The sequence below is a fragment of the Nodularia sp. UHCC 0506 genome (assembly GCF_034931045.1).
Taxonomy (GTDB): Bacteria; Cyanobacteriota; Cyanobacteriia; order Cyanobacteriales; family Nostocaceae; genus Nodularia.
This window is the reverse complement of sequence record NZ_JAYGHH010000005.1, coordinates 123,234-147,356: the sequence shown is the minus strand read 5'-3', so window position 1 is coordinate 147,356 and position 24,123 is coordinate 123,234. Positions and strand designations below refer to the sequence as shown.

18 protein-coding genes and 1 pseudogene are annotated in these 24,123 nt (G+C 39.4%); 16 read left to right on the top strand and 3 right to left on the bottom strand.

The window, feature by feature from the left end; genetic code table 11:
* From VB654_RS06020 to VB654_RS06000, 6 genes and pseudogenes are all read left to right on the top strand, one after another.
* A partial coding sequence (locus VB654_RS06020) for a hypothetical protein (protein WP_323212668.1) occupies positions 1 to 557 on the top strand: 557 nt, incomplete at its 5' end.
* Complete coding sequence (locus VB654_RS06015; protein ID WP_323212666.1) at positions 554 to 1,753, top strand: DUF4255 domain-containing protein; 1,200 nt, start codon at positions 554 to 556, stop codon at positions 1,751 to 1,753. The genes VB654_RS06020 and VB654_RS06015, both read left to right, overlap by 4 nt.
* 2 nt (positions 1,754 to 1,755) lie before the next feature.
* Positions 1,756 to 3,684, top strand: coding sequence for an ATP-binding protein (locus tag VB654_RS06010; RefSeq protein WP_323212664.1), 1,929 nt, complete (start codon positions 1,756 to 1,758; stop codon positions 3,682 to 3,684).
* A gap of 75 nt (positions 3,685 to 3,759) precedes the next feature.
* Positions 3,760 to 4,035: pseudogene (locus tag VB654_RS25210) on the top strand (endonuclease domain-containing protein).
* 234 nt (positions 4,036 to 4,269) lie between these two features.
* A complete protein-coding gene (locus VB654_RS06005; protein ID WP_323212662.1) occupies positions 4,270 to 4,524 on the top strand; it encodes a hypothetical protein in 255 nt (84 codons plus the stop codon).
* Positions 4,521 to 6,311 carry a DUF4157 domain-containing protein gene (locus VB654_RS06000; RefSeq protein WP_323212660.1) on the top strand — a complete coding sequence of 597 codons (1,791 nt, stop codon included), beginning with the start codon at positions 4,521 to 4,523 and terminating at the stop codon, positions 6,309 to 6,311. Before VB654_RS06005 ends, VB654_RS06000 begins: the two co-directional genes overlap by 4 nt.
* 57 nt (positions 6,312 to 6,368) lie before the next feature.
* Here VB654_RS06000 and VB654_RS05995 read toward each other — a convergent pair whose 3' ends face one another.
* From VB654_RS05995 to VB654_RS05985, 3 genes are all read right to left on the bottom strand, one after another.
* Positions 6,369 to 6,704 carry a XisI protein gene (locus VB654_RS05995; RefSeq protein ID WP_323212658.1) on the bottom strand — a complete coding sequence of 112 codons (336 nt, stop codon included), beginning with the start codon at positions 6,702 to 6,704 and terminating at the stop codon, positions 6,369 to 6,371.
* On the bottom strand, positions 6,692 to 7,108 hold the full coding sequence (locus VB654_RS05990; RefSeq protein WP_323212657.1) for a XisH family protein: 417 nt from the start codon (positions 7,106 to 7,108) through the stop codon (positions 6,692 to 6,694). The genes VB654_RS05995 and VB654_RS05990 overlap by 13 nt, the downstream gene beginning before the upstream one ends.
* 123 nt (positions 7,109 to 7,231) lie before the next feature.
* On the bottom strand, positions 7,232 to 7,612 hold the full coding sequence (locus tag VB654_RS05985) for a hypothetical protein (protein WP_323212656.1): 381 nt from the start codon (positions 7,610 to 7,612) through the stop codon (positions 7,232 to 7,234).
* Between the two features lie 345 nt (positions 7,613 to 7,957).
* Between VB654_RS05985 and VB654_RS05980 the strand changes: the two genes are divergently transcribed.
* The 10 genes from VB654_RS05980 to VB654_RS05935 form a co-directional block, all read left to right on the top strand.
* A complete protein-coding gene (locus tag VB654_RS05980; RefSeq protein ID WP_323212654.1) occupies positions 7,958 to 8,596 on the top strand; it encodes a hypothetical protein in 639 nt (212 codons plus the stop codon).
* A gap of 108 nt (positions 8,597 to 8,704) precedes the next feature.
* Positions 8,705 to 8,995, top strand: coding sequence for a hypothetical protein (locus VB654_RS05975; RefSeq protein ID WP_323212653.1), 291 nt, complete (start codon positions 8,705 to 8,707; stop codon positions 8,993 to 8,995).
* 9 nt (positions 8,996 to 9,004) lie between these two features.
* Positions 9,005 to 10,141 carry a hypothetical protein gene (locus VB654_RS05970; protein WP_323212652.1) on the top strand — a complete coding sequence of 379 codons (1,137 nt, stop codon included), beginning with the start codon at positions 9,005 to 9,007 and terminating at the stop codon, positions 10,139 to 10,141.
* Between the two features lie 52 nt (positions 10,142 to 10,193).
* A complete protein-coding gene (locus VB654_RS05965; protein ID WP_323212650.1) occupies positions 10,194 to 10,997 on the top strand; it encodes a phage baseplate assembly protein V in 804 nt (267 codons plus the stop codon).
* A complete protein-coding gene (locus VB654_RS05960; RefSeq protein WP_323212649.1) occupies positions 10,997 to 11,191 on the top strand; it encodes a hypothetical protein in 195 nt (64 codons plus the stop codon). The genes VB654_RS05965 and VB654_RS05960 overlap by 1 nt, the downstream gene beginning before the upstream one ends.
* 2 nt (positions 11,192 to 11,193) lie before the next feature.
* Positions 11,194 to 11,544, top strand: a complete 351-nt coding sequence (locus tag VB654_RS05955; protein ID WP_323212647.1) for a GPW/gp25 family protein — start codon at positions 11,194 to 11,196, stop codon at positions 11,542 to 11,544.
* Between the two features lie 52 nt (positions 11,545 to 11,596).
* Positions 11,597 to 14,113, top strand: a complete 2,517-nt coding sequence (locus tag VB654_RS05950; protein WP_323212645.1) for a baseplate J/gp47 family protein — start codon at positions 11,597 to 11,599, stop codon at positions 14,111 to 14,113.
* Positions 14,114 to 14,269: 156 nt separating this feature from the next.
* Positions 14,270 to 17,875 carry a putative baseplate assembly protein gene (locus VB654_RS05945; RefSeq protein WP_323212644.1) on the top strand — a complete coding sequence of 1,202 codons (3,606 nt, stop codon included), beginning with the start codon at positions 14,270 to 14,272 and terminating at the stop codon, positions 17,873 to 17,875.
* Positions 17,876 to 17,932: 57 nt separating this feature from the next.
* Entirely contained in the window at positions 17,933 to 22,507 is a 4,575-nt protein-coding gene (locus tag VB654_RS05940; protein ID WP_323212643.1) for a hypothetical protein, read from the top strand.
* A 14-nt stretch (positions 22,508 to 22,521) separates the two neighbouring features.
* Positions 22,522 to 24,123, top strand: a 1,602-nt coding sequence (locus tag VB654_RS05935; protein WP_323212641.1) for a DUF6519 domain-containing protein, incomplete at its 3' end; no start/stop codon positions are given.

The following is a 24,123-nucleotide window of genomic DNA, read 5'->3' as shown; positions in this document are numbered from 1 at the left end:
AAATTGATTCTATAGAACGGCAACTAAATTCACAATCTCAAATTAAATTAACTTTAATAAAATCGGGAAAAGCTACACCTATTCGAGTTAAATCTTTAAACAATAAAGATAAAAACAAGGTTAATAATTATCCACAAAATAATCTAATTGTGGCAGAAAATCCATCTGTATTAAGCCAACTTCAAAAAATACCTAATTTGAGTACAGCGATAGTTAAATCTTTACCTGATAGCCCTTCAGATGTTGTGATATCTCCAAACAACATACCATCAGCCAGCCTATCACAAAAAACTGCATCCACAATTAAACCCGTGGTTATGACTCACCCATCTTCTATTTATCCCCAAATGGAATTAGAATCTAGACAATCGGAACGAATCAATCAGCGTGAAACTGTACCAGCAACGCCAACACCAACAATTACAGTGAGTATTGGTCGTATTGAAGTCAAGGCGAGTCCTCAAAATACACCACCGAGAACTCATAAATCAACTCGTAAAGAACCAGGACTGTCTCTGCAAGATTATTTAAAACAACGCCAAGGAGGGAAATCATGAGTAACTCTTTAGCGATCGCAGCTGTTACTACTACTATACGCAATTTAGTCGCACGCAGCATTACAGAAGAACTAGGAAGCGGTATTGTTACCACTCGTCCCCCAGATAAAGCCAGAAATAACGGAGATAACACCAATCAAGTTAATATTTTTTTGTATCAAACTTTGCCCAATACAGCTTGGCGCAATATGGATTTACCCAGCCGAGTTAGACCAGGGGAAACGGGAAATTTTCCCTTAGCATTAAATTTATACTACCTAATTACAGTTTACGCTCAGGATAACGACGATATAATTAGTCACCGCCTTTTAGGTGAGGTTATGCGTGTTCTCCACGACTACGCCATTCTCAACCCTGTTGATATTCGTAACGCTTTAGCAGAAAGCGATTTGCACAATCAAATAGAACGGGTGAAAATTACACCCCAAAATCTCAACTTAGAAGAAATCTCCCGACTTTGGATGACTTTTCAAACTCAGTATCGGATTACTGTTGCTTATGAAGTTTCGGTCATCTTAATTGATAGTAGTCTGCCGGTGAGGACTCCTTTACCTGTGTTAACACGCGGATTTAATGACAAAGGAATTTCGGCGCAAGCTAGTTTATTACCACCATTTCCTACCCTCCAAGCAGTCCAACCACCAAATCAACAGCCTAGTATACAATTAGGCGAAACCCTAACTTTAAGTGGTCATCATCTCCAAAGTCAAGGTAATACTATTATCCGATTTGTGCATTCCCGTTTACCAGCATCTCTCGATTTAATTCCAGAGTTAGTAGCTAATAATACACAAATAACAGTAAAAATACCAACACAAAATCAAGATTTACCAGCCGGGTTTTACACTGTCATTGTACTGCTGCAACAAGATGGACAGCAACGAGTCACAAATGCACTGTCCTTTTCTTTAGCCCCGAAAATTCAGCAATTTGAGATTAGTGATAACAGCATATTAACTGTAATTTGTCAACCACAAATATTACCAGAACAACGAGTAGTTTTACTGATAGGAGATAGAGAACTTTCACCTCAAAATATCACCCAAAAAACTGATATTTTAACCTTTAATATTAGCAATATTCCCCCTGGTGAATACTTTCTCCGGTTACAAGTGGATGGCGTATATAGCTTATTAATTAATCGCGCTGTGCAACCGCCAGTATTTGATGCAAGTCAACGAGTGAGGGTGTTGTAAAAATGCAGAACACTTGGCAAGAAAGAAATGGGGAATACTTGGCTGTGTCTTTAACTTGGTTGCGATCGCGGCTAAAATTACTGATACAGTCAGACAATGAGGAAGAAATTGACAAAGTAGCCAAAATTATGGCGGAATTGGCAGAGATAGAACCGCCCCCAGCGTTAATTATACTCAGTCATATATTCGGATTGTCAGATTTTGAGCGATCGCTCCTTTTACTCTGTGCAGCAATGGAATTTGCCACCGATATTCCTCAACTATGTGCAGCAGCTCAAGATAATCCTCAGCGTCCCTATCCTACCTTTGCCCTAGCGCTGTCTTGCTTTGATCATGTAACTTGGGATGTAGTCTTACCAAATCGTCCCCTGCGTTACTGGCAATTATTAGAAATTCATCAGTCGAATATACAACCCCTAACCACCAGCCCCCTCAGAGCAGATGAGAGGATTGTTAACTATATTAAGGGAGTTAATTATCTTGACGATCGCCTAGCTAAAATAGTTTTCCCCCTCAATCCTTGGTCAGAACAGGATGAGATTTTACCGTTACCCCCATCTCAAGAAACAATAGCAGTAGCCATAACTGACAAAATCAACCAAAGCATACAACAGCAGCAATTCCCCATTTTTCAATTATCAGGTATTGATACCCAGAGCAAACAAACTGTAATTTGGGAAATTTGTCAAGAATTAGAACTGCAACTATATCGTCTCCCTGTAGAACTACTACCCAGCCAAACCACAGAATTGGCAAATTTAGCCCGTTTGTGGCAGCGAGAAAGCCGATTGTTACCACTGGCTTTGTATATTGATATGCAAGGGATAGATGAGAAAGCAGTAAGTACAGCACTACGGCAATTTTTAACTCATAACGAAGGCATCATTTTTTTAGATATCCGCAATCTGGGGTTTTCTCTAGAACTAGCCACAGTCACATTTGACATAACCAAACCTACCCCCCAAGAACAGCAACAAGCCTGGGAATTAATTTTAGAATCTGAAGGATATCCAACCCAATTAGCAAATCAATTTCACCTGAATTTTGTCGAAATATCCAAAATTGCCAAATCTGCCTCAGATTCCCACCATCAACTATGGAATAATTGCCTAGCCAGCACTCGTCCCCGGTTAGATACCCTCGCCCAACGTTTAGAAATCAAAGCCAGTTGGAAAGATATAGTCCTCCCCGATGAAGAATTAGATTTACTGCACCAAATAGCCGACCAAGTGCGACAAAGGAGTATAGTTTATAACCAATGGGGCTTTCGGGAACGAATGAATCGGGGAATGGGAGTCAGTGTGATGTTTGCCGGAGAAAGTGGCACAGGGAAGACAATGGCCGCCGAAGTCATAGCCAATGACTTGCAGCTGAATCTTTATCGCATCGACCTTTCCGCAGTAGTTAGTAAGTATATTGGAGAAACTGAGAAAAACCTCCGCAAATTATTTGATGCCGCCGAAGACGGGGGAGCAATTCTGTTTTTTGATGAAGCAGATGCTTTATTTGGGAAACGCAGCGAAGTTAAAGATAGTCATGACCGATATGCGAATATAGAAATTAACTACTTACTACAAAGATTAGAAGCTTATCGCGGTTTAGCTATTTTAGCAACGAATATTAAGAGTGCTTTGGATGCAGCCTTTATGCGGCGGTTGCGGTTTATTGTTAATTTCTCCTTTCCAGGAGTGAACGAACGCAAAGCAATGTGGGAGAAGGTTTTTCCCCCTGAAACACCAATAGAAAATTTGGATTTTCAGAAGTTAGCGAAATTCAATTTAACGGGGGGAAACATCCACAACATTGCTGTAAATGCGGCTTTTTTAGCAGCCAAAGCGGGAACACCTGTGACGATGAAAATAGTATTATCAGCAGCAAGGACAGAGTTTCGCAAGTTAGAACGACCGATTAATGAAGCGGATTTTGCTTAATATGTACTCTAGAAACCCTAAAAATACAAATAGAATTCGGGGAACAACACCGGAAATAGAAGAAACTGCTAGGAAATTAAGACAAAGTATAAGCAACTGAATGGGTTACGTTTTCGTTACCAGCATCCTGTAGGCAATTTTATTTTAGATTTTTATTGTCCTGCTTGTAAATTAGTTGTGGAAGTTGATGGAGGAATTCACACCAGTCGGGCAGAATATGATTAGTCAAGGACGGCGAAATTAGGGGAACACGGATATCAAGTTCTCAGATTCAGCAATCAGGAGGTGATGCATGATTTGCCGAAAGTTTTGGATAAGATTAGATATTTTGTTCTTTCGTTCTCAACTTGAATGTAGCCCCCCTAGCCCCCCAAGTCTGGGGGGAACAAGAATGGAAACTTGCGCCTTTACTAAATTACCAAGTATCTTTGCCCAATCAGGGGAAGCAAAGATATCAAAGTCCCCCATACTTGGGGGATTTAGGGGGCTAGATATGGAAACTTGCGCCTTGTCCCCAGACAAACTTGGGGGATTTAGGGGGCTTTATAAAATTCAAAAATAGACAGAAAAAGAATCGCTTTTTATATGAATATTAATCTGCAAATTGACCGGATAATTTTAGAGGGAGTAGACCTTTCACTGCGTCAACGTCGTCAATTGCAAGCGGCTATAGAAACAGAATTATCTCGGCTAATGACAGTAAACGGTGTACCTCAGAGTTTGCAAAATGGGGGGAATATTCCCAAGTTACCTGCAAGTTTAAATATTACCAATAATTTTCAACCCACTTTGATGGGAGCGCAAATTGCTCAATCTATCTATACAGGAATGAATCAATGAATCGCCAACAAGTTACACGGAATCAAACACCCTCTAAGAGTAATACACCTTTAGTCAGTGGGATTTTACAGCGTGCTGCTGTGTCCCCTGAAATGGATGATGTGGAGTCAAAAGATGATCATGAAGCACAGGCATTAATTAATTCAGCTTTTTCTCAAGACTTTAGTAAAGTTCCTATTAGTGGGATTAAACCCCAGCAGCTTACGGGAACTAATCAGCAAGGGCATCTGATGTCACCAATCCAAGCCAAATGGACATCTCGGCAATCCGATGATCAGTATGAACAAGCGGCTCAGTTACAGATCGCTGATAATTATTCAGATCAACAACAGCAACCCAATCAAAAAAAAGCAAGGCCTGAGCCTGGTAGTCGGGAAAATAATACAGGCTTACCAGACAACTTAAAATTAGGAATTGAAAACCTCTCTGGATATTCAATGGATGATGTGAAAGTCCATTACAATTCTGATCAACCAACTAAATTACAGGCTCATGCTTTTGCACAGGGAACGAATATTCATGTTGCGCCAGGTCAAGAAAATCATCTGCCTCACGAAGCTTGGCACGTTGTGCAACAGAAACAGGGAAGAGTAAAACCCACATTACAACTGAAAGGAAAAATCAATATCAACGATGATATCGGATTGGAACAAGAGGCTACCGAAATGGGGAATAGATCTAATCAGCGCCAATCAGATACTAAGAAAACTGCGCGACTAAAATCATACTCTGGAAACAGCACTTCAGATCCAATCCAGTTAGCCTGGTATTTAAAGTGCATCCAAAATCCTGACAACATGGCTGGTGAAATCCAGAGATTACAAGGTGCGTCTCCTATAGATACTGGTACATTTGGAGGTAATAATGAGTATGGACAACCGGTTGAAATTAACAAGTGGTTGGCAGGTGGAGCTGGAATTAGTACAACCCACTATAACCCAGGACAAAATCAATACTATTCACCAGTAGGATTTGTCCTTGACATACTACCAGGAGATGTGTTGGGCAATTTTGAGGGAGATGGCAACACTTCTACCTTACACTTAGGTAAAGACCTTTACTGGCAAGCATTTGAAGCCATCCGTGGAGCCATGATTGGCGATGTGACAATTAATGCTGATCTTAATGCCAACGGGTATGGAGCCACTTTTATGAATCCAGTAACCAATCTCCCTACTGCCAATATACTACGCACACAGATCGAAAACTTTTTGGCTAATGCTCATGTACAAGATCAGAGTAAGAATCTCACGAAAATGACTATTAAAACAACAGCCAAGCAACAATTACAGGCTCACTACCAAACTGCGGATATGGCTGCTCCAATTGGTCCTGGGGGCCCGGCAGGACTTGCTGCTCTGGAAGCGCATTTACAAAACTTAGCGCCAGGTGCTGCCTATCGTCACCCAGGTCAAAATCGAGATATTAAGTACACGGAATCGCAAGTACATGGTGAACTTGCTCATGTAGTCGGTACCTTTTATACGGCTGAAATCGGAGACTATCCGGATATTATTAATGCCACTTGGAGAAATGGTGATCCAAATTGGTTAAATAACAGAGCTAACGCTGCAAATCAATTCAGACAATTGCTTGTTGCCGCCGGCAATCCAAACATTAATCTCATGCGTTTACAAGGGGGAATACTAGCGAACGCTCCACTTCCAGATGCTCCCATCATGCCAAGAGGATTTTTAAGATGGGCACTTGCAAGTGTTGGTATAGCTGTTCTCTATTATGCCGCACCCAGGCTTTTTCAACTTTATCAGGACTATATGGAAGGATAACATGGTGAGTGCGATCGCCTGATTGGTAAAATAAAAATATTGCGATCGCTCTTTCATTTAAACAACTGCATATCCTGTATATTCGCGCATTTCAGGAGCTTGAAACCCCAGCACAATATCTTCCTTCGCAACCCCTCGATCAACAAGTTCCTGAGCAACTCTCATTTCCGTCATATTTTGCTGTATCCAAATCTTTCCCCCCTGAATATCTAAATGTAAAACACAACCATAAACCCGCCGATGGCCATCCCATCCCACATTCATTACTTGGTAATGGTCTTGTTTCGTATCAAAAACCGTGTAACAATCAATCGATCCATTGGCGATGGGGATAGCAGCATAAGCCGTCAACAACGACTGAATTATATTGCGATAAGTCCCTATGGTATCCATTGCAGAATTACCTCTTGAATCGGGTCATAAATGATCAGTTTAATCTGATATCTCTCTAACGAAATTTGTGCAAATTCCCGCTTAAAAAAAGCTTCATAAGCACCCACAGGCACTGCCAAATATAGAATACGTGTTATATCAATGATTTCTAAGGCAAGCCGATAATTTAAAAACTGTCCTAACGCAGCATGGTAATCCGTCAGTGGCGAATCACTCAAGAAGGTTTTAATCTCAACAGCAATTTTTTCTTGGCCTCGCTCTGCTGCTAACAGTTGCTCCGCACCCAGATCAATTTCAAATTTGGTTCCGCCGACTTCTAGTCGCAGTGGATCATCGGTTATCTTCCACTGCTCCTTTTCTAGAGCGATTCTAACCACAGCATGAAATCTATCCTTAGCTGCCATCGTTATCTTTTTCTGGTTTATTTACAATCATAGAACAATTGAAAACCCAGTGGTGAGATGATCTTTTATGACTTACTACTACGTTGGTGGCTATCAGTTTTATTTCTCCTCTGCACCTTGAATTTACTTTGGTTCAGTTTTAGGTAACATGGCTTTGACTTCTGGAGTTCTCAATAATTCCTGACGTTTCACCTCAGACCAATTTACCAACCATGCAATTGGTCGTTGCACTAAAATATCAAGGGTTGTAGACACAAGTTTTTCAGGTGATACCTGAGCAGTTTCCAGCCAGTAACGAAAGTCTTTGCCACTGCGGTAAGCTACGCTCCAGAACCAAACAACAATCACCACAAACAACAGACTCACTAAAAAAAGTAGTCTCCCGGCTTGCTGGAGCAACTTCCAAGTTTTGATTGCAGCTTGTTGAAATGTCGAAGTTGTCTCTTTATCAGACAAGGTTTGCCATAATTCAATGGCTTGATAGTTAATGGGGTTAGGATTCATGGGTTTTTTCAGTTATCAGTTATCAGTCATAATTGATACTTTTCTCTACGCTTCTGGCTTTGACTGTGAATGGTGAAGTTTAAAGTATTTTTTATATAAGTTGTATCAGTTTATCGATATTATACACCGTGTTCCCAGATGCTTAGTTTGATGGGTATACATTCTATATGATTAATTTACATTAACTATTTAGTCAAAATGTTTACACATTTATGCTAACTTGTCGCTACGGGTTATTCTAAACCTTGAAGCTTAACATTACCAAATATCAGCAAAATAGGAGAGAAAAGAGAATATTTACTTTCTCCTGTGTTATGTCTCCTATAATACTAAAAGAAAACAGTAATGACGACTTTCCCTGGTTCTCCTCGGCTGATGAAAGGGGCGATTATTGCCCTATCTCCAACTACCAGTATGGTGATGAATACAGTCATCTTCCAGTACAATCCAGAATCGCTCTCACGCACTCTCCAAGTGCAATCACTGGAAAATGAAGGAGGTGCTGTCAGCGAGTCTCAACGTCTGAAGGGAGCGCCAATAGAAACTATGAAGTTAGATGTAGAACTTGATGCTACTGACCAGTTGGAAAAGCAAAATCCTAATGCTCTTTTGTTTGGTATTTACCCCCAACTTTCGGCGCTGGAAGTGTTGATTTACCCTAGCAGTAGTCAGGTACAGAGCAATATGACTCGCGCTGGACAGGGACAAATAGAAATTATCCCGGTGGAAGGGTTTGTAACTTTGCTGGTTTGGGGGTTTAATCGGGTTTTACCTGTGCGGTTAACGGATTTTAATATTACTGAGGAAGCTTATGATGTTACTCTTAACCCGATTCGGGCTAAGGTTTCTTTGGGGTTGCGTGTCCTCAGCTATGATGATTTGCCTTGGGGTCAAAGAAGTTCTAGATTATTTATGAGTTACCAAAAAAATAAGGAACGTCTGGCTATGTTGGGTAGTCTTGGTAACTTAGGTAATCTAGTCTAAGTGGGAGTGAACGTTAGCGTAGCGTGCGCGAAGCGCATACCGCCAAGTCGCCAAGTACGCCAAGGTAAGAGGTTTTATAGGGTTTTTACCAAGTTGAGATGCTTTTGTATGTTTGACCATACTAGTCGTTATTACAATTTAGATACAGCCCAATATACTGCTGCTGATGGGCGTAAAATTGCTTATGTACGTCGTCGCTTTTTGCCCCAGGGTAATAGTTTACCAGTTTTGGAGGAGGTGGTGGTTAAACAGGGCGATCGCTTGGATTTAATTACAGCCCAAACCCTTGGTGTTACTGAACAGTTTTGGCAGGTGTGTGATGCTAATAATGCTATGAATCCAGATAGTCTAACGGCGGAATTGGGTCAAAGAATCCGTGTCCCAGTTCCCCAAGTTTAGGAGTCTGTAATGGTACTGGGTGTTAATTTGACTGTATTAATTGGTGCAAATGTCCCTAAACCGGCTCCGAGAATGCTGATGGAGGCGTTTGTGCAGGTGGAAGTAACTCACAGTGATGAAAAACCTTCTGGATTTCAAATTAATTTTCAGGTGGGACGCTCTGGTAAAAGTGACCAAAAAGACTATCAATTGATTAATAATCCTCTGATTCAGCCGGGGAATAGAGTAATTTTAATTGTGACTTTAAATGCTTCCGCCCAGGTGTTGATGGATGGGATTATTACTCATCAACAATTTTCTCCCAGTATGGAGTTAGGTGGTTCTACGTTTACGATTACTGGTGAAGATGTCAGTGTCATGATGGATTTGGAGGAAAAATCCGTAGAACATCCGGCTCAAGATGAAGCAATTATTGTTAATCAAATCATCTCTAGCTATGCCAAATATGGTTTAATACCCAAGGTTGTTAAACCGCCGTTAGTTGACCGTCCTACCATTAATGAACGGATACCAGTACAACAAGGTACTGATTTGGAATATTTGCAAAAGTTGGCACAGCGTTTTGATTATGTCTTTTATGTCACACCGGGGCCAGCTTCTGGGAAAAATACCGCCTACTGGGGGCCGCCGATGCGGAAAACTAGCCCACAAAAGGCGTTAACTGTGAATATGGGGACATATACTAACGTTGAATCAATTAATTTTCAAAATAATGCTTTATCTCCTAGTACTGTAGTTGGTCGGGTTCAAGACCGTAAAAGTAATAAAATTCAGTCAGTACAGGCTAACACAAGCGATCGCACCAATCTATCACAACAACCTGCTTTAAATAACCGCAAACTCCTACGAAAAACTCAATTTAGGGAAACTGGAAGACAAGTTTTACAAGCTGAGTCTAAGGCTCAGGCAATGGTTGATAGTTCGACAAATGAAGTGTTACAGGTGACGGGTAAACTTAATACAATCCGCTATGGTGATTTATTGGAATTGCGGGGTGTTGTGGGTTTGCGGGGGGTTGGTCAAACTTATGATGGTCTTTATTATGTAAAATCTGTAACTCATACTTTGAAAAAGGGCGAATATCAGCAAAGTTTTACTATTGTTCGTGAGGGTTTGGGGACGACTAAACGGGTTTTGAAGGTTTAGTTGGTTCACGCAGAGTCGCAGAGGCGCAGAGAGTTTTGAGGAGTGATTAGTTATGCCACAATTTTTTGGGAAGTATCGGGGTAAGGTTACTGCTAATAAAGATCCTTTGTTTTTGGGTCGGGTTCAGGTGAGTGTTCCGGCTATTTTTGGGCAGGGTCGGCAAAGTTGGGCTATGCCTTGTACGCCTTATGCTGGTAAGGATATTGGCTTTTTTGCTATTCCTCCTCTAGATACAAATGTTTGGGTGGAGTTTGAAGGGGGTGATCCTGACTATCCTATTTGGACTGGTTGCTTTTGGGGAGATAATGAACTTCCTCAAAATGCTAAGGTTGATGATCCTGTGCAGGTGCAGGTGTTTAGAACTGCGGGAATTACTTTTACTTTCAGCAATTTGGGGAGTAATAAGGGTTTGACTGTTGAAGTGGAACAACCTGTTGTAGACCGTCCTTTGAAGATGGTTTTTAATGCTGAGGGAATAGAAATTAATAATCAGGATGAGACGACTATTAAGGTAGCAGCTAATATGATTGAAATTAAAAACCGTGATTCTTCTTCTATTACGGTTAATCAAAATGATATTCAGTTAAAAGAAAGTTCTATTGAAATTAAATTGACAAATAATAGTATTGATTTAAGTTGTTCTCCTGCAACTATAAAGCTAACAACTACTTCAGGAATTGAGTTGAATAATTCTCCTGGTAATGCCAAAATTACCGCCTCTGGGGTTGAACTGAGTAGCACTCCTGCCAAGGTAAATGTATCACCGGGAACTATTGAATTAAGTAATAGTGCGGCTAATGTGAAGCTTTCACCTGTGAGTGTAAATGTGAATAATGGTGCTTTGGAGGTGATTTGATGCCAGGATTTTTATTGAATTTCAGCAGTGTGGTGATTTGCGCCCACGGTGGACAGGCTAAATCCACTCTTCCTAATTCCCGTGTCAAGGTGATGGGTTTGCCTGTATTGTTATTAGATAGCAAGGCTATCTGTGTTCCTACGGGTACTCCTCTCACGGTTGTCTTGTCTCAACCCCGTGTTAAAGGGATGTAATTATGGATATTGCTTATCCTTTTCGCATTGACCAACGTGGACGTGTAGCCTCGGCTACTGAGAATGAGCATATTTTGCAGATGATTGAACAGCTTTTGTTTACTAGTCCTGGTGAACGGGTGAATCGTCCTGATTTTGGGAGTAATTTACAACAACTGATTTTTTCACCTAATAGTGCTGAGTTGGCTGTGGCGACTGAGTTTATTGTGAAGGGGGCTTTGGAACAATGGTTGGGTGATGTGATTGCGGTGGAGGGGGTGGTAATTTCTACGGTGGAATCTACTCTGCAAGTGAAGGTTCAGTATGTGGTGTTACGTACTCAGCAGCGACAGATAGGGGAATTTTCTAGATGAGTTTCTATCACGCAGAGGCGCGGAGGCGCGGAGAGTTAGAGTTGAGAAGTGTATGAATACTCGATACCACAGTTTAATTAATCAGACGGGAATTGAACAACGACGGGAAAAGGTAAGGACGACAAAGGGTGAAGATGGTCAACCTGTTGTTAATGGTATTGATTATGTGCAGGTTTCAAGGGACAGACAAACTCTGAGTGTCCATTTTATCTATAATTTGCCTGGTGAGGAGGATGGTGTCTCACTTGCGGGTACTGTTCCTTTGAATTTGGAAAATGTGGTGATTCAAGGGAATGAACGCCTACAAACTTTGTCTGTGGAGTCTGTATCTACTTTTGCAAATGTTTTGAATGTGAAGGTGGGTGAGCCTAGTGTATCTAATTATATATTTTATTTGGTCAATAGTTTAGGTGATATATCTCAGCCTCCCCCTGGTTTTGATCCTCTGTTGTCACAAGTTGAATTTTCTTTTTTAGTTAATGAGTTAAGCGAATTTGACCCCAAAATTCAGCCAGATTTACCCCCAGGAGGGATAGCAACGCCTCCAGTTATAGATTATTTGGCGAAGGATTATGCTAGTTTTCGTCAGTTGATGCTAGACCGTCTGACGGTGACTATGCCGAAATGGAGAGAGCGTAATCCGGCAGATTTGGGGGTTATGCTGGTGGAGTTATTGGCTTATGCTGGCGATCGCTTGAGTTATTATCAAGATGCTGTGGCGACAGAGGCCTATTTAGGTACAGCCCGCAAACGGGTATCAATTCGCCGTCATGCTCGTTTACTTGATTATCTCATGCACGATGGTTGCAATGCCAGGGCTTGGGTAACTTTACAAGTAAATTCTCAAGGTGATGGTAAGGTTTTACTCGGTTCCGGTGCAAATCGTCCTGGAATGAGGTTTTTAACTAGAACAGAACAATTATCTTTAGCTAATCATCAAGATTTAATTCAACAGCAAGTGCAGGTATTTGAAACTATGCACGATATTACTTTATATGAAGCTCATAACGAAATTGAGTTTTATACTTGGGGTAATGCAGAAGAATTTTTACCTTATTATTTAGCAGTCGGGACAACTCAAACAACGTTAAAAAATCATCAACTCAAGCTTCAATCTGGGGATGTATTAATTTTTGAAGAAGTGCTGGGGAAAGACAGTGGTATTAAAGCTGATGCTAATCCTGAACATCGTCATGCAGTACGGTTAACTTCTGTCAAATTCAGCAGAGATGAATTATTAAATCAGGAGATTGTGGAAATTCAATGGCATCAAGAAGATGCTTTACCTTTTGCTTTATGGATTTGCAATATTGTTAACGGTAAACGCTACACTAATATTACCTTAGCACGGGGTAATGTGGTTTTAGTTGATCATGGTTGTACGGTGCAAGAAGAACTTCCAGAAGTGACAACTCAAAATCGCTATCGCCCCAGATTAGAATTTGGCCCTTTAACACATCAAGGTTTTGTGCGTTTAAGTGTTCGGGAACTTTACACTAAAGATATTGCCATTAATAACGGTGGTCAATCTGCTTTTGATCCCACTGCACCAGCGAGGGAAGCACTGCGTTGGGAACTGGGAGATGTGCGTCCTCAAATTTGGTTAGCAGAACAAAATGATTTACATACAAGATATTATTGGCAACCTCAAAAAGATTTACTCAATAGTGATAGTTTTGCACGTGAATTTGTTGTAGAAACTGAAGATGATGAACGGGCTTATTTACGATTTGGGGATAATATATTAGGGAAAAAACCCCAACCAGAAACTGATTTTTCGGCTATTTATCGCATTGGTAACGGTACTATTGGAAATGTCGGTGCAGAAGCCATAGCACTGCTTGATCCGCAAGTCCCTGATTTAGCTAATTTTATTACTCAAGTACGCAACCCTTTACCAGCTATAGGAGGTATTGATCCTGAATCCATTGAAAAAGTCAGGCTGTATGCACCGCAAGCCTTTCGGAATCAAAAACGGGCTGTGACTGCATCCGATTATGCGGAAGTTGCTCAATTATATCCAGGAGTGAGGAAAGCTGTAGCTACGAGGAGATGGACAGGTAATTGGTACACTATATTTATCACTGTAGATCGACAAGCTAATTTACCTGTTGATGATAGCTTCAAAGAGAAATTAGGGACTTTTTTAGAACGCTTCCGTTTAGCAGCTCAAGACGTAGCTATTAACGCTCCGATTTTTGTCCCTTTAGATATTATTTTAGATGTGCAAGTAGCAGATGATTATTTTGCTAATAATGTACAGCAACAATTACAAATTTTCACCTTTAGTAATAAAATTTCACCTGATGGGACATTAGGGTTTTTTCACCCAGATAACTTTTCATTTGGTCAACCTGTATACTTAAGTCAAGTAATTACAGCAGCTATGCAAGTTCCTGGTGTAGTGTCTGTGAATCCTCGACGTTTTCAGCGTTGGGGAAAACCACCACAGAATGAACTAGAAACAGGTGCAATTAACTTTGGGCGTTTAGAAATTGGTATTTTAGATAATGACCCCAGCGCACCACAAAATGGTCGAATTTCCTTTGAAATGTCGGGAGGATTTTAGCTTAATTGAACCCCACCAAAAAACCTCTCCAACTCTCATAACTCTGTGTCCTCTGCGTCTCTGCGGTTCGTTCATTTAAATAATTTGTTTCACGCAAAGGCGCAAAGGTAGAAAGAAAAAGAAAGGTAATTCTTGGATATCAAATTATAATTCAACATGAATCCCACTGATAAACCGCCAAAAATCTATAATCGTCCTAGCTTACCATCCCTAGCTTACCGCATTGGTGATTGGGCTAGTTTCCGCGATCGCCTATTAGCTAATTTACCTCGATATGCAAATAATATTACCAATACTGCACCCTTGGCAAAGTTGACAACTCGTGCTGTGGATGATCCAGCGATCGCCATTTTAGATGCTTGGGCGGTGGTGGCTGATGTCCTGACTTTTTACCAAGAACGCATTGCCAATGAGGGTTTTATTAAAACTGCTACCGAACTGCGGTCTGTATTAGAATTAGCTAGGGCGATTGGTTATGAACTTGACCCCGGTGTAGCTGCGAGTACCTATTTAGCCTTTACCGTCGATGATGCGCCCGGTAGTTTGGGAATGGCTACAGTTCCTACTGGTACGCAAATTGTCAGCATTCCGGGGGAAGATGAACTTCCGCAAACCTTTGAAACCAGTGCCGAAATTATCGCGCGTGTACAGTGGAATCTACTTAAACCCAGACAGACAAGACCACAAAAAGTTAATACCGATACCAGGACATTATATTTGCAGGGTATAAATACGCAACTACAACCAGGCGATCGCGTCCTATTAATTGATAATATTTCTCAAGACAAGATTTGGTATCTCCTCACCTTAGCAACGGTAGAGACAAATACAGGTATGGGTTATACCCAAATTACCTGGAAACAGCAGTTACCGTCTCAAATTTCTAGTCCCCTGCAAAATCCCCAAGTTTTCGCCTTTCGCCAACGAGTCGCTTTATTTGGTTATAATGCCCCCAAATGGCAGGATATGCCCAATGAAATTAAACGTGATTATCAAGGTACAATTAAAGGCGGCATTTTTCGCAGTATTAATAGTAGTAATTGGACAGCGATTAACGCAGGTTTACCAATAATTGATATTCGTTGTTTAGCTGTAAATCAAGATAACAATTACTTATTTGTTGGCACATCAGGCGCAGGTATTTTTCGCTCTATAGATAATGGAGACAAATGGAAATCTGTCAATATTGGCATTACCAATCTAACTATTCAAACACTATATATTGATGCACGGGGATATATTTTAGCGGGAACTCCTGGCGGTGGTGTATATAGTTCTAAAGATAATGGTGAAAATTGGACTCCCATTAATTTGGGCGGCGTGCGGGTAGAATATACAGGTGAGAATAATACCAATGTCAATACTATTAACACAGCTTTACCGAATACAGTGATTCGTTCCTTAGTCAGTTACACTATTTATATATTTGCTGGGACTGATGATGGTATTTATCGATCCTCAGATAACGGAAAAAATTGGTTTGAGAAAGGCTTATTAGGTAAAGCTGTATTTTCTTTACTGATTTATCCAGTTGGAGAAGCACAATATATATTTGCTGGGACTGATGATGGTATTTATCACTCTTTAGATAACGGAGAGACTTGGGAATTAAATAAATCAGATATTCAAGTTCATTCACTAATTATTGATACTATTCAAGATACACAATATATCATTGCTGGTACAGGAAATGGAATTTTCTCTTCTATCAATCATGGTGATATTTGGTTGGAAATTAGCTCCAATTCTCATATAACCGCCTTAGCGTACAATTCAGATAGCCAATACTTATTATCAGGAAGTAAAAACGGAATTTTTCGCCATGAAAAAAATCAAAATACCGATACTTGGAATACAGTTAAAATTGAGATTGGCGTAGATGCGAATATTACCACAATTATTAGTACAGCTAACAAATTCTTTGCTGGTAGTACCTTTGCTGGATTTGTAGAAGATGCACAACAAGAATGGCCTGAATTTGCAATTTCCCAGCCAGGAATAGATTTAGACAATATTTATACGAAGATTCTGCCCCAAAGTTGGATAGTCTTATTAACAGAAGATGGTAAAATTGCAAAGCCTTTTCTCGTTGAAAGTTCCTTAAATATCAATCGGCGGGACTTTGGATTAAATAATAAAATCACTCGAATTGTCTCAGCAGATAATGTAAATCCCCATGATTTTAACCTGCGTCAAACTATAGTTTTAGCTCAAAGTGAAAGTCTAAAATTAGCTGATGAAACGTTGAGTATTCAAATTCAACAACAAAAAATATTTCATGATCCGATTCGAGAAAATCAGATTTATTTGAGTGAATATGTTTCCGGTTTAGAAGCAGAAAAAACTATCATTGTCAGTGGTAAACGCATCCGAGTTAAAATGGAGAAAGTTGCTACTTTAACCTCACCTGATGGCTTTTTATCTGTGGCTGTGAAAATTGGCGACTTACTACAACTAATGTCACCACCAAAATCTCAAAGATGGCATTTACGAGATAGAAACGGATTTGTCGGTTTTTTACAACTAAATGCACCAGAGGATATTAGTTTACAACCAGCCGCCATAGATGATCAAATTGTTAGTGAAGTTTGTACAATTAAAACACCACCAATAGACCAATTACAACCGATTCTGATTTTAACTGAACCGTTACAAAATAGTTATGATCCTGCAACTACGGTGATTTATGCTAATGTGACTCCGGCGACTCATGGAGAAACAATTGAGGAAGTTTTAGGAAGTGGTGACGGTACTTTAACTAATCAAACTTTTATATTAAATAAACCACCATTAACTTACATTCCCGCAACTACTCCTAGTGGTGCAAAGACTACCTTAGAATTATTTGTTGATGGTGTACGTTGGCAAGAAGTCCCTTCATTGTATGGACTAAATCACCTAGATCAAAATTATATTACTCGCATTGATGACGATGGCACAACCACAATTACCTTTGGAGACGGTGAAAAAGGCGCACGTTTACCCAGTGGTTTAGAAAACATCATGGCGCGTTACCGTAGTGGTATTGGGTTAGCGGGAGAAATTGCACAGGATAGCTTAAGTTTACTGAAAACTCGACCTTTGGGGATTCGGGAAGTCACAAACCCTGTACCCGCAACAGGCGCAGCAGCAAGAGAAGCCTTAAACGAAGCCCGAACCAGCGCACCTCTAACTGTCCGTACCTTGGATAGAATTGTTTCTCTGCAAGACTTTGAAGACTTTAGCCGGGCTTTTGCTGGTATTGGTAAAGCCAAGGCGGAAGTGATACCTAATAATGATATCCCCATTATTTACATTACCATTGGGGCGGTAAATGGGAAAGCTATCACCCCAGACTCTCAACTTTACACCAATTTAATGCAGGCGATCGCTCAGAGTCGCGCCCCAGAACAGATAGATGTGCAAATTGGTAGCTATCAACCATTGCTATTTAATTTGGAGGCTAAAATTTTGATAGATTCTCGACGGGAAGTCAAACCAGTATTAGCAGAAATTCGCACTGCATTACAAGAAACATTTTCCTTTGAAAAGCGGAGTTTCGGACAATCTGTAACTACTTCAGAAGCGATCGCTGCTATCCAGAATATCACAGGTGTAATTGCAGTAGATTTAGATGCACTTTATCTTTCCTCCCTTCCCAAAACCTTAGAATCATCCCTATCTGCCGCCACAGCAACATGGGACGAACAACAGAGTAAAATCTTACCAGCACAATTACTATTACTCAATCCTAAAAATATCATCTTAATAAACACACCATAAATCCCTCCTCCTCTCTGCGCCTCTGCGCCTCTGCGTGAAATAAATCCCCACCCCACTATGAACAACCCCAACCCAGAACGGCTATATAACTTAATACCAGCCATTTACCGTATCCGAGATGAAACTCAAGGCGGTTCCCTACGCGCCTTACTCGGAGTAATTGAACAGGAACTAGAAATTGTCGAAACCGATATCGCCAATTTATATGAAAACTGGTTTATTGAAACCTGCGACGAGTGGGTAGTACCTTATATTGGTGACTTACTAGCCGTAACTTTATATACCGAACAAACCCGCACCTATGGAAGAGAACGACGCGCTTATGTAGCCAATACCTTAGCCTATCGTAACCGCAAAGGTACAGCACCAGTTTTAGAACAATTAATTGCAGATATTACCGGCTGGCGATCGCGTGTGGTAGAGTTTTTTAAATTAGTCAGCACCACCCAAAATTTAAATAATCTCCAGACTAACAACGTTTTTGTAGATATCCGTCAATCTGGAAAAATTGACACCATCGGCACACCCTTTGAAGAATCGGTAGCGCATACCGTAGAAATTCGTAACATCAACAATCAAGGTGGTAAATATAATCTTGCCAATATTGGTATATTTTTATGGCGACTCAAAAGCTATCCTATTCAAAGAATCACCGCACGTCAAATTAAATTTGCAGACAATAAAAATGAAGGACGCTACTATACTTTTAACCCATTAGGTATTGATATTCCCCTATTTAATCAGCCGCAAACAGAAACAGAAATTACCAGTCTCGCCGCCGAAATCAACTTACCCGCCTCTTTACGTCGTTTAACCCTAGTTGCAGAATTAGAAACACGTCGTCAATTAATCACTGAAGGAAAAATACCATCAAGTAACGGCTATTTTGGTAATAATCCAGTTTTACAAGTCTTTCTCAATCATCAATCAATTTCCCCAGAAAATATTCTGATTGATGACTTAAGTAAATGGGATGAACAAGATTGGCAACTTTATCCTCAGATTAAAACTTATAAAACTAGCGATGGCAAAATAGAGAAAACCTTTGAAATCCAAGCAATTGTAGATCCCGAATTGGGACGGTTAGCCGTGATTACGAAATCCGCCCCCCAAACCGTAGAAGTCAGTTATTCTTACGCTTTTAGTGGTGATATTGGTGGTGGTACTTATGACCGCAGCCTAACTTTAAATATCCCCCAATTTCTCACTTTTATCCAGTGGGAAGTCAAACAACAAATCTTAAATAATAGTAGAGAACAAATAGAAAATCATGTTTTCGCATCTACTCCCATTCCACTCATTTCTCCTGCGGCTATCAACAAAAAATCACAGCCTGTAAAACCCATCTTTCCCAGCCTAGCAACAGCCATCCAAGAATGGAATAAAAATGTCAAAACTTGGGAATACTGCGAAGCAAAAATTTATCTAGAATTGCAGTCAATTTATAGCAATAATCAATCCCAGACTACTTTAGTAAATAACGAAAATCCGGCAAAATTTCAACCAGGGGTACTGAATGGTTTAACTGTCACAGCCAATAAAAAAGCCGATACAATTACCATCGTCTCTGGTACAGCTGTAGATAGTCAAGGCAATCGGATTTATTTAGGAATTAACTACCAAGTCAGCTTGAGAAAATACCCCAACCAAACAGTATTTTTAGTTATTTGCTATAAAGAAGCCACCGAAGAACCAAAATGGCAGCTTAAATTTATTCCCTCAGCAGAAATTCCCACAACAACAGGAGTATTATTAGCCAGCTTAGTCATTAACCCCATAGGACAAATTGCCGAAGCTGATACAACAATTGCACCCAAATTTCAGCCAGGAGTTATTAATGGCTTAGAAGTTAAATTAGTTAATCCTCTTGCCAAGCAATTACAAATATCTCCGGGTAAAGCGGTAAATAGCAAAGCTAAACTTATTCAAATAGATAAATTATCTACCTTAGATTTTAACATTAATCCTAACCAAAAAGCAATTATTTATATTACCCCCCAAGGCAAAATTGATATTATCCCAGATGTAGAAATGGGAGTAATTACCCTCAGAGACAACCACACTTATCAGGGTAACTTTACCGTAGCAATTCCAGCCGATAAAAAGTTAAAAATAGTAGCTGCTAATGAACGCCAACCCCATTTACAAGGTAAATTATTAGTCAAGGGAACTGCCAAAAAAGATAGTAACCCCGGTGAAATTATTCTTGATGGTTTACTAATAGAAGGTAAAGTAACTATTCTGCCAGGAAATCTCAAAGAATTACACATAGTCAATTGCACCTTATTATCTCCAACCGCAGCCTTGACTGTAGAACAAGCAGAACGGGAATTAGAATCAGACACAGAATCAGAGAACGATTTTACCCTACTAGCAATCATCATTTATTTTCTCAGCTTTATTCAGCAGATTCTCATTTTAGGCATAGGCGAAGATAGTGCTAATTCTCCCAATAATCTCACTAAACTGTTTAAATTAGCATTCCAAAAATTAGCTAGTGGCTTTTCTTTTTTACAAGAAATTACTCAACAATGGCAATGGTTAAACATCCCTGATACAGATGTGCAGAACTTCTGGGACTTAGAAGCCAGTGACGAAGCAACAGATAACACCAAATTAAAAGTTTTCATTGCTAACAGCATCTCTGGAAATATCCTTCTAGCTGACACAGTACCACAGTTAGAAATCATCGATAGCATTATAGATAAACTATACCAAGGTAATCATAGTGCCATTACAGCTTTAGGAACCAAAGTAGAGATTAATCGCACTACAGTTTTTGGCAGAACAAATGTTAACAGCTTAGAAGCAAGTAACAGCATTTTTACTGAAACAGTAACCGTTCTGCGGACACAAATTGGCTGCATTCGATTTTCTTATTTACCTTATGGTTCCCACACACCCAGCCGCTATCGTTGTCAACCAGATTTAGCTTTACAAAAAGTTGCTAATTTACCTGCAAGTATTACATCTTTAGCGATTAATCACACTACCGGAGAAGTTTTCGTGGGGACTGCTGGTAAGGGAATATATTATTTAAATAACGATTATATTGGGAGCATCCCACTTTGGCAAATATATCTTTTCTGTCTAACCGTGGAATCAGGTTCTTACAGTTTAATGAAATATGTATTGTCCAAGTTGGGATGCTCCCATTATATTTGGCAACCACGCAATAATAATTTAACTAATCAAAATGTTACTAAATTGCTGGCTAATATTCCCACTGATATCGCAGAAACAAATTTAATCTTAGCTGGTACAACCGACGGAGGTATTTACACCTCTCTAGATAATGGTGAAACTTGGAATTTGAGTAATACAGTCACAATTAACAACAAGATATCTCCCATCGTCGCTACTAATATTACTGCCTTAGTTACCTATAATAAATCTGTTACTGGTGTCATTTATAGTACAGGTACAAAAATTACGGGAGAGGGAACAAAATTCACCAAAGAACTGAGAAAAGATAGTCTAATTATGGCCGCAGGTGAAACCAGAACTATCACAAAAATCATCTCTGATACTGTCCTAGAAATTAATGCACCATTTACCAGTGATTTACCTGCGGAAACAATCTTGAAAACCCAATATATTTTAGCGGGAACCGATAGCGGTGTTTTTCGTTCTCAAGATAATGCCAAAAATTGGCAACCCATAAATTTTGGGTTACAAAATCGCCAAATTAAAGAATTAATAGTTAACCCTAATAATGGTGATATATTTGTTGGAACTGAGGCTGGTTTTTATCGTTCCAATAATAATGGTAATATTTGGACTGCCCTCAATCGTGATTTACCCAATCGTCATGTTACAGCCTTAACTATTAATCAATATAATGGTCAAATTTTTATCGGGACGAGAAATGGTATTTTCCGTTCTCAGAATGATTGTCAAAAATGGAAATTAGTAAATAACGGCTTAACTGATACAGATATTACAGCCTTGACAACATATACCAAACCAGGAACAGGAACTATTTCTAGTAATGGTACAAAAATCACGGGTATTGATACCGCTTTTAACACAGAATTAGCCAAAGGTAGCGTAATTAATCTTAATAATCAAACTAGAACTATTATTGCTATAGAGGAGGATAACACCTTAATTATTGATGCTGCTTTTAATGATGATTTACCTCCACAAACAACATTTAGTATTAACTATTTCCTAGCCGGTACAATGGGAGGTAATATATTTATATCTCAAGATAATGGTAATACTTGGCAACAAATTACTACCAGCTTGACTTTGACGGCAATTACCAGCTTTGCCATAAATCCTGATAATCAAGATATTTATGCCGGAACATTTGCGGGTAATGTTTTGTATTCCCAAAATAATGGTACTAATTGGATATCAATCAACCGTGGCTTTGATGGATTTGATGAACAAAGTATTATTTTAATCAATTCTCAACCCAGTTTTACATCAGAAAAATATGGCGAACCTAATTACGGTCAACTGAGTCAATTCTCTATTCCAGAGATAAGCACTGGCGCAGAAGATAATTCCGAAATGGGTGTGTTTAACTATCTGCAACAACCGCAACGAGAAACAAATTTACGTGCTAGTCTCAATGAATATCTCAGATTTGGCCTAGAAACAGGCATTTTTTATCAAAGTTAAGGAAATAATTAATTATGAAAGGTGATATTACTCGGTTGACATTTCGTCCTGAAAAACATTATCAAGCTGTGCGGATGCAACAGGGACGACTACAATTAGATGCTGATTGGAATGAACAAGTTGATATTCAAAATTATCTTACACAATCTTTAGCTAAATATATTATCGGTGATAGTGGTGTACTGAAAAATAGTGATAGTTTTAGAATTGATGTCTCTGAGTCAGCAGCAGATTTTAAGATAAATGCTGGCAAAATGTACGTCAATGGAATTATTTGCGAATTAGAACAAAATACAACCTACAAAACACAATTAGACTATCCCAACCCACCCCAATTAACCCAAGATGGATTTTATCTGGCTTATCTAGATGTCTGGGAACGTGATATTACAGCACTAGAAGATCCAGAAATTCGAGAAGCAGCACTTAAAGGACTTGACACTTCTACCCGAACTAAAATAGTTTGGCAAGTAAAGTTGATGGAAGTTTTTGATGTCAATGAACAAGAACCTGAAATTAAAGACTGGAAATTTTTCGCCAACAATTTAAATATAGACCGCAAAGTATATTTAAATGCTGCAACTGCTAATAGTGTTTTAGAAGGAAAACTAGTTAATCCCAAAAATGCTTATCTAGGTTCAGAAAATCAGTTATATAGAATTGAAATTCATCAATCTGGTAATATTAATCAAGCAACATTTAAATGGGCGCGAAATAATGCTATAGTTGTTAGTAGTATTAAAAATATAACAAGCAATACTATTGAAATTAGGAACGTTGGCAGAGATGATTTACAGTCATTTCAGCCTAATCAATGGGTAGAAATTATTGATGAAGAACAGGAATTAAAAAATCAGCCAGGTAAGTTATTCCGGTTACAAAAAGTATTCAATAAACAGCTTGATGTCGTTGGTGATCCCATAGAAGCGCAATTTGCTGGTAAAAAAAACCTGAAAGTGATAGGTTGGCAAGAAGACCAAGTTACTAAAGAGGCAGAAATTAAAGTTTCTCCTGATTGGATTGAGTTAGAACAGGGAATTTATATCCAATTTGATGTAGAATCTACCTATAAAACTGGTGATTATTGGCTAATTCCGGCACGCGCTTACACAAAAGATATTGATTGGCCTTATGATAATTTAGCGCAACCAATCAAACAGCGATCGCCTGGAATCAAACATCACTATTCTCCTCTAGCATTGCTGAAGTACAGTAACAATAATTTTACCCACCTTCGTGATTATCGTCCTAGTTTCCCATCTTTAATAAATGCTTTAGATAAAACTGGTGACACCATGACTGGTGATTTAGAAATCCAAGCTAATCTTTACGTAACTAACGGTGGTAAAGTCGGTATTGGCACAAAAGAACCAGAAGAAAAACTACATATTGATGGCAATGTCCGTATTAGTAACGGTACAAAGTCGGTGAATATTGCACCACAGATAGACCAATGGATGCAATTTACCACTAATTTAGATGGTTACAACTTCGATAAAGGCATTCGTATTCAAAATGGTTTGATTAATGGTAGTCAAACTACAAGTTTCTTAGATATCAACACAGGAGAAGCTAATTTAGTTCAATTCAAGACTAACCTCAATGGTTACTCCTTC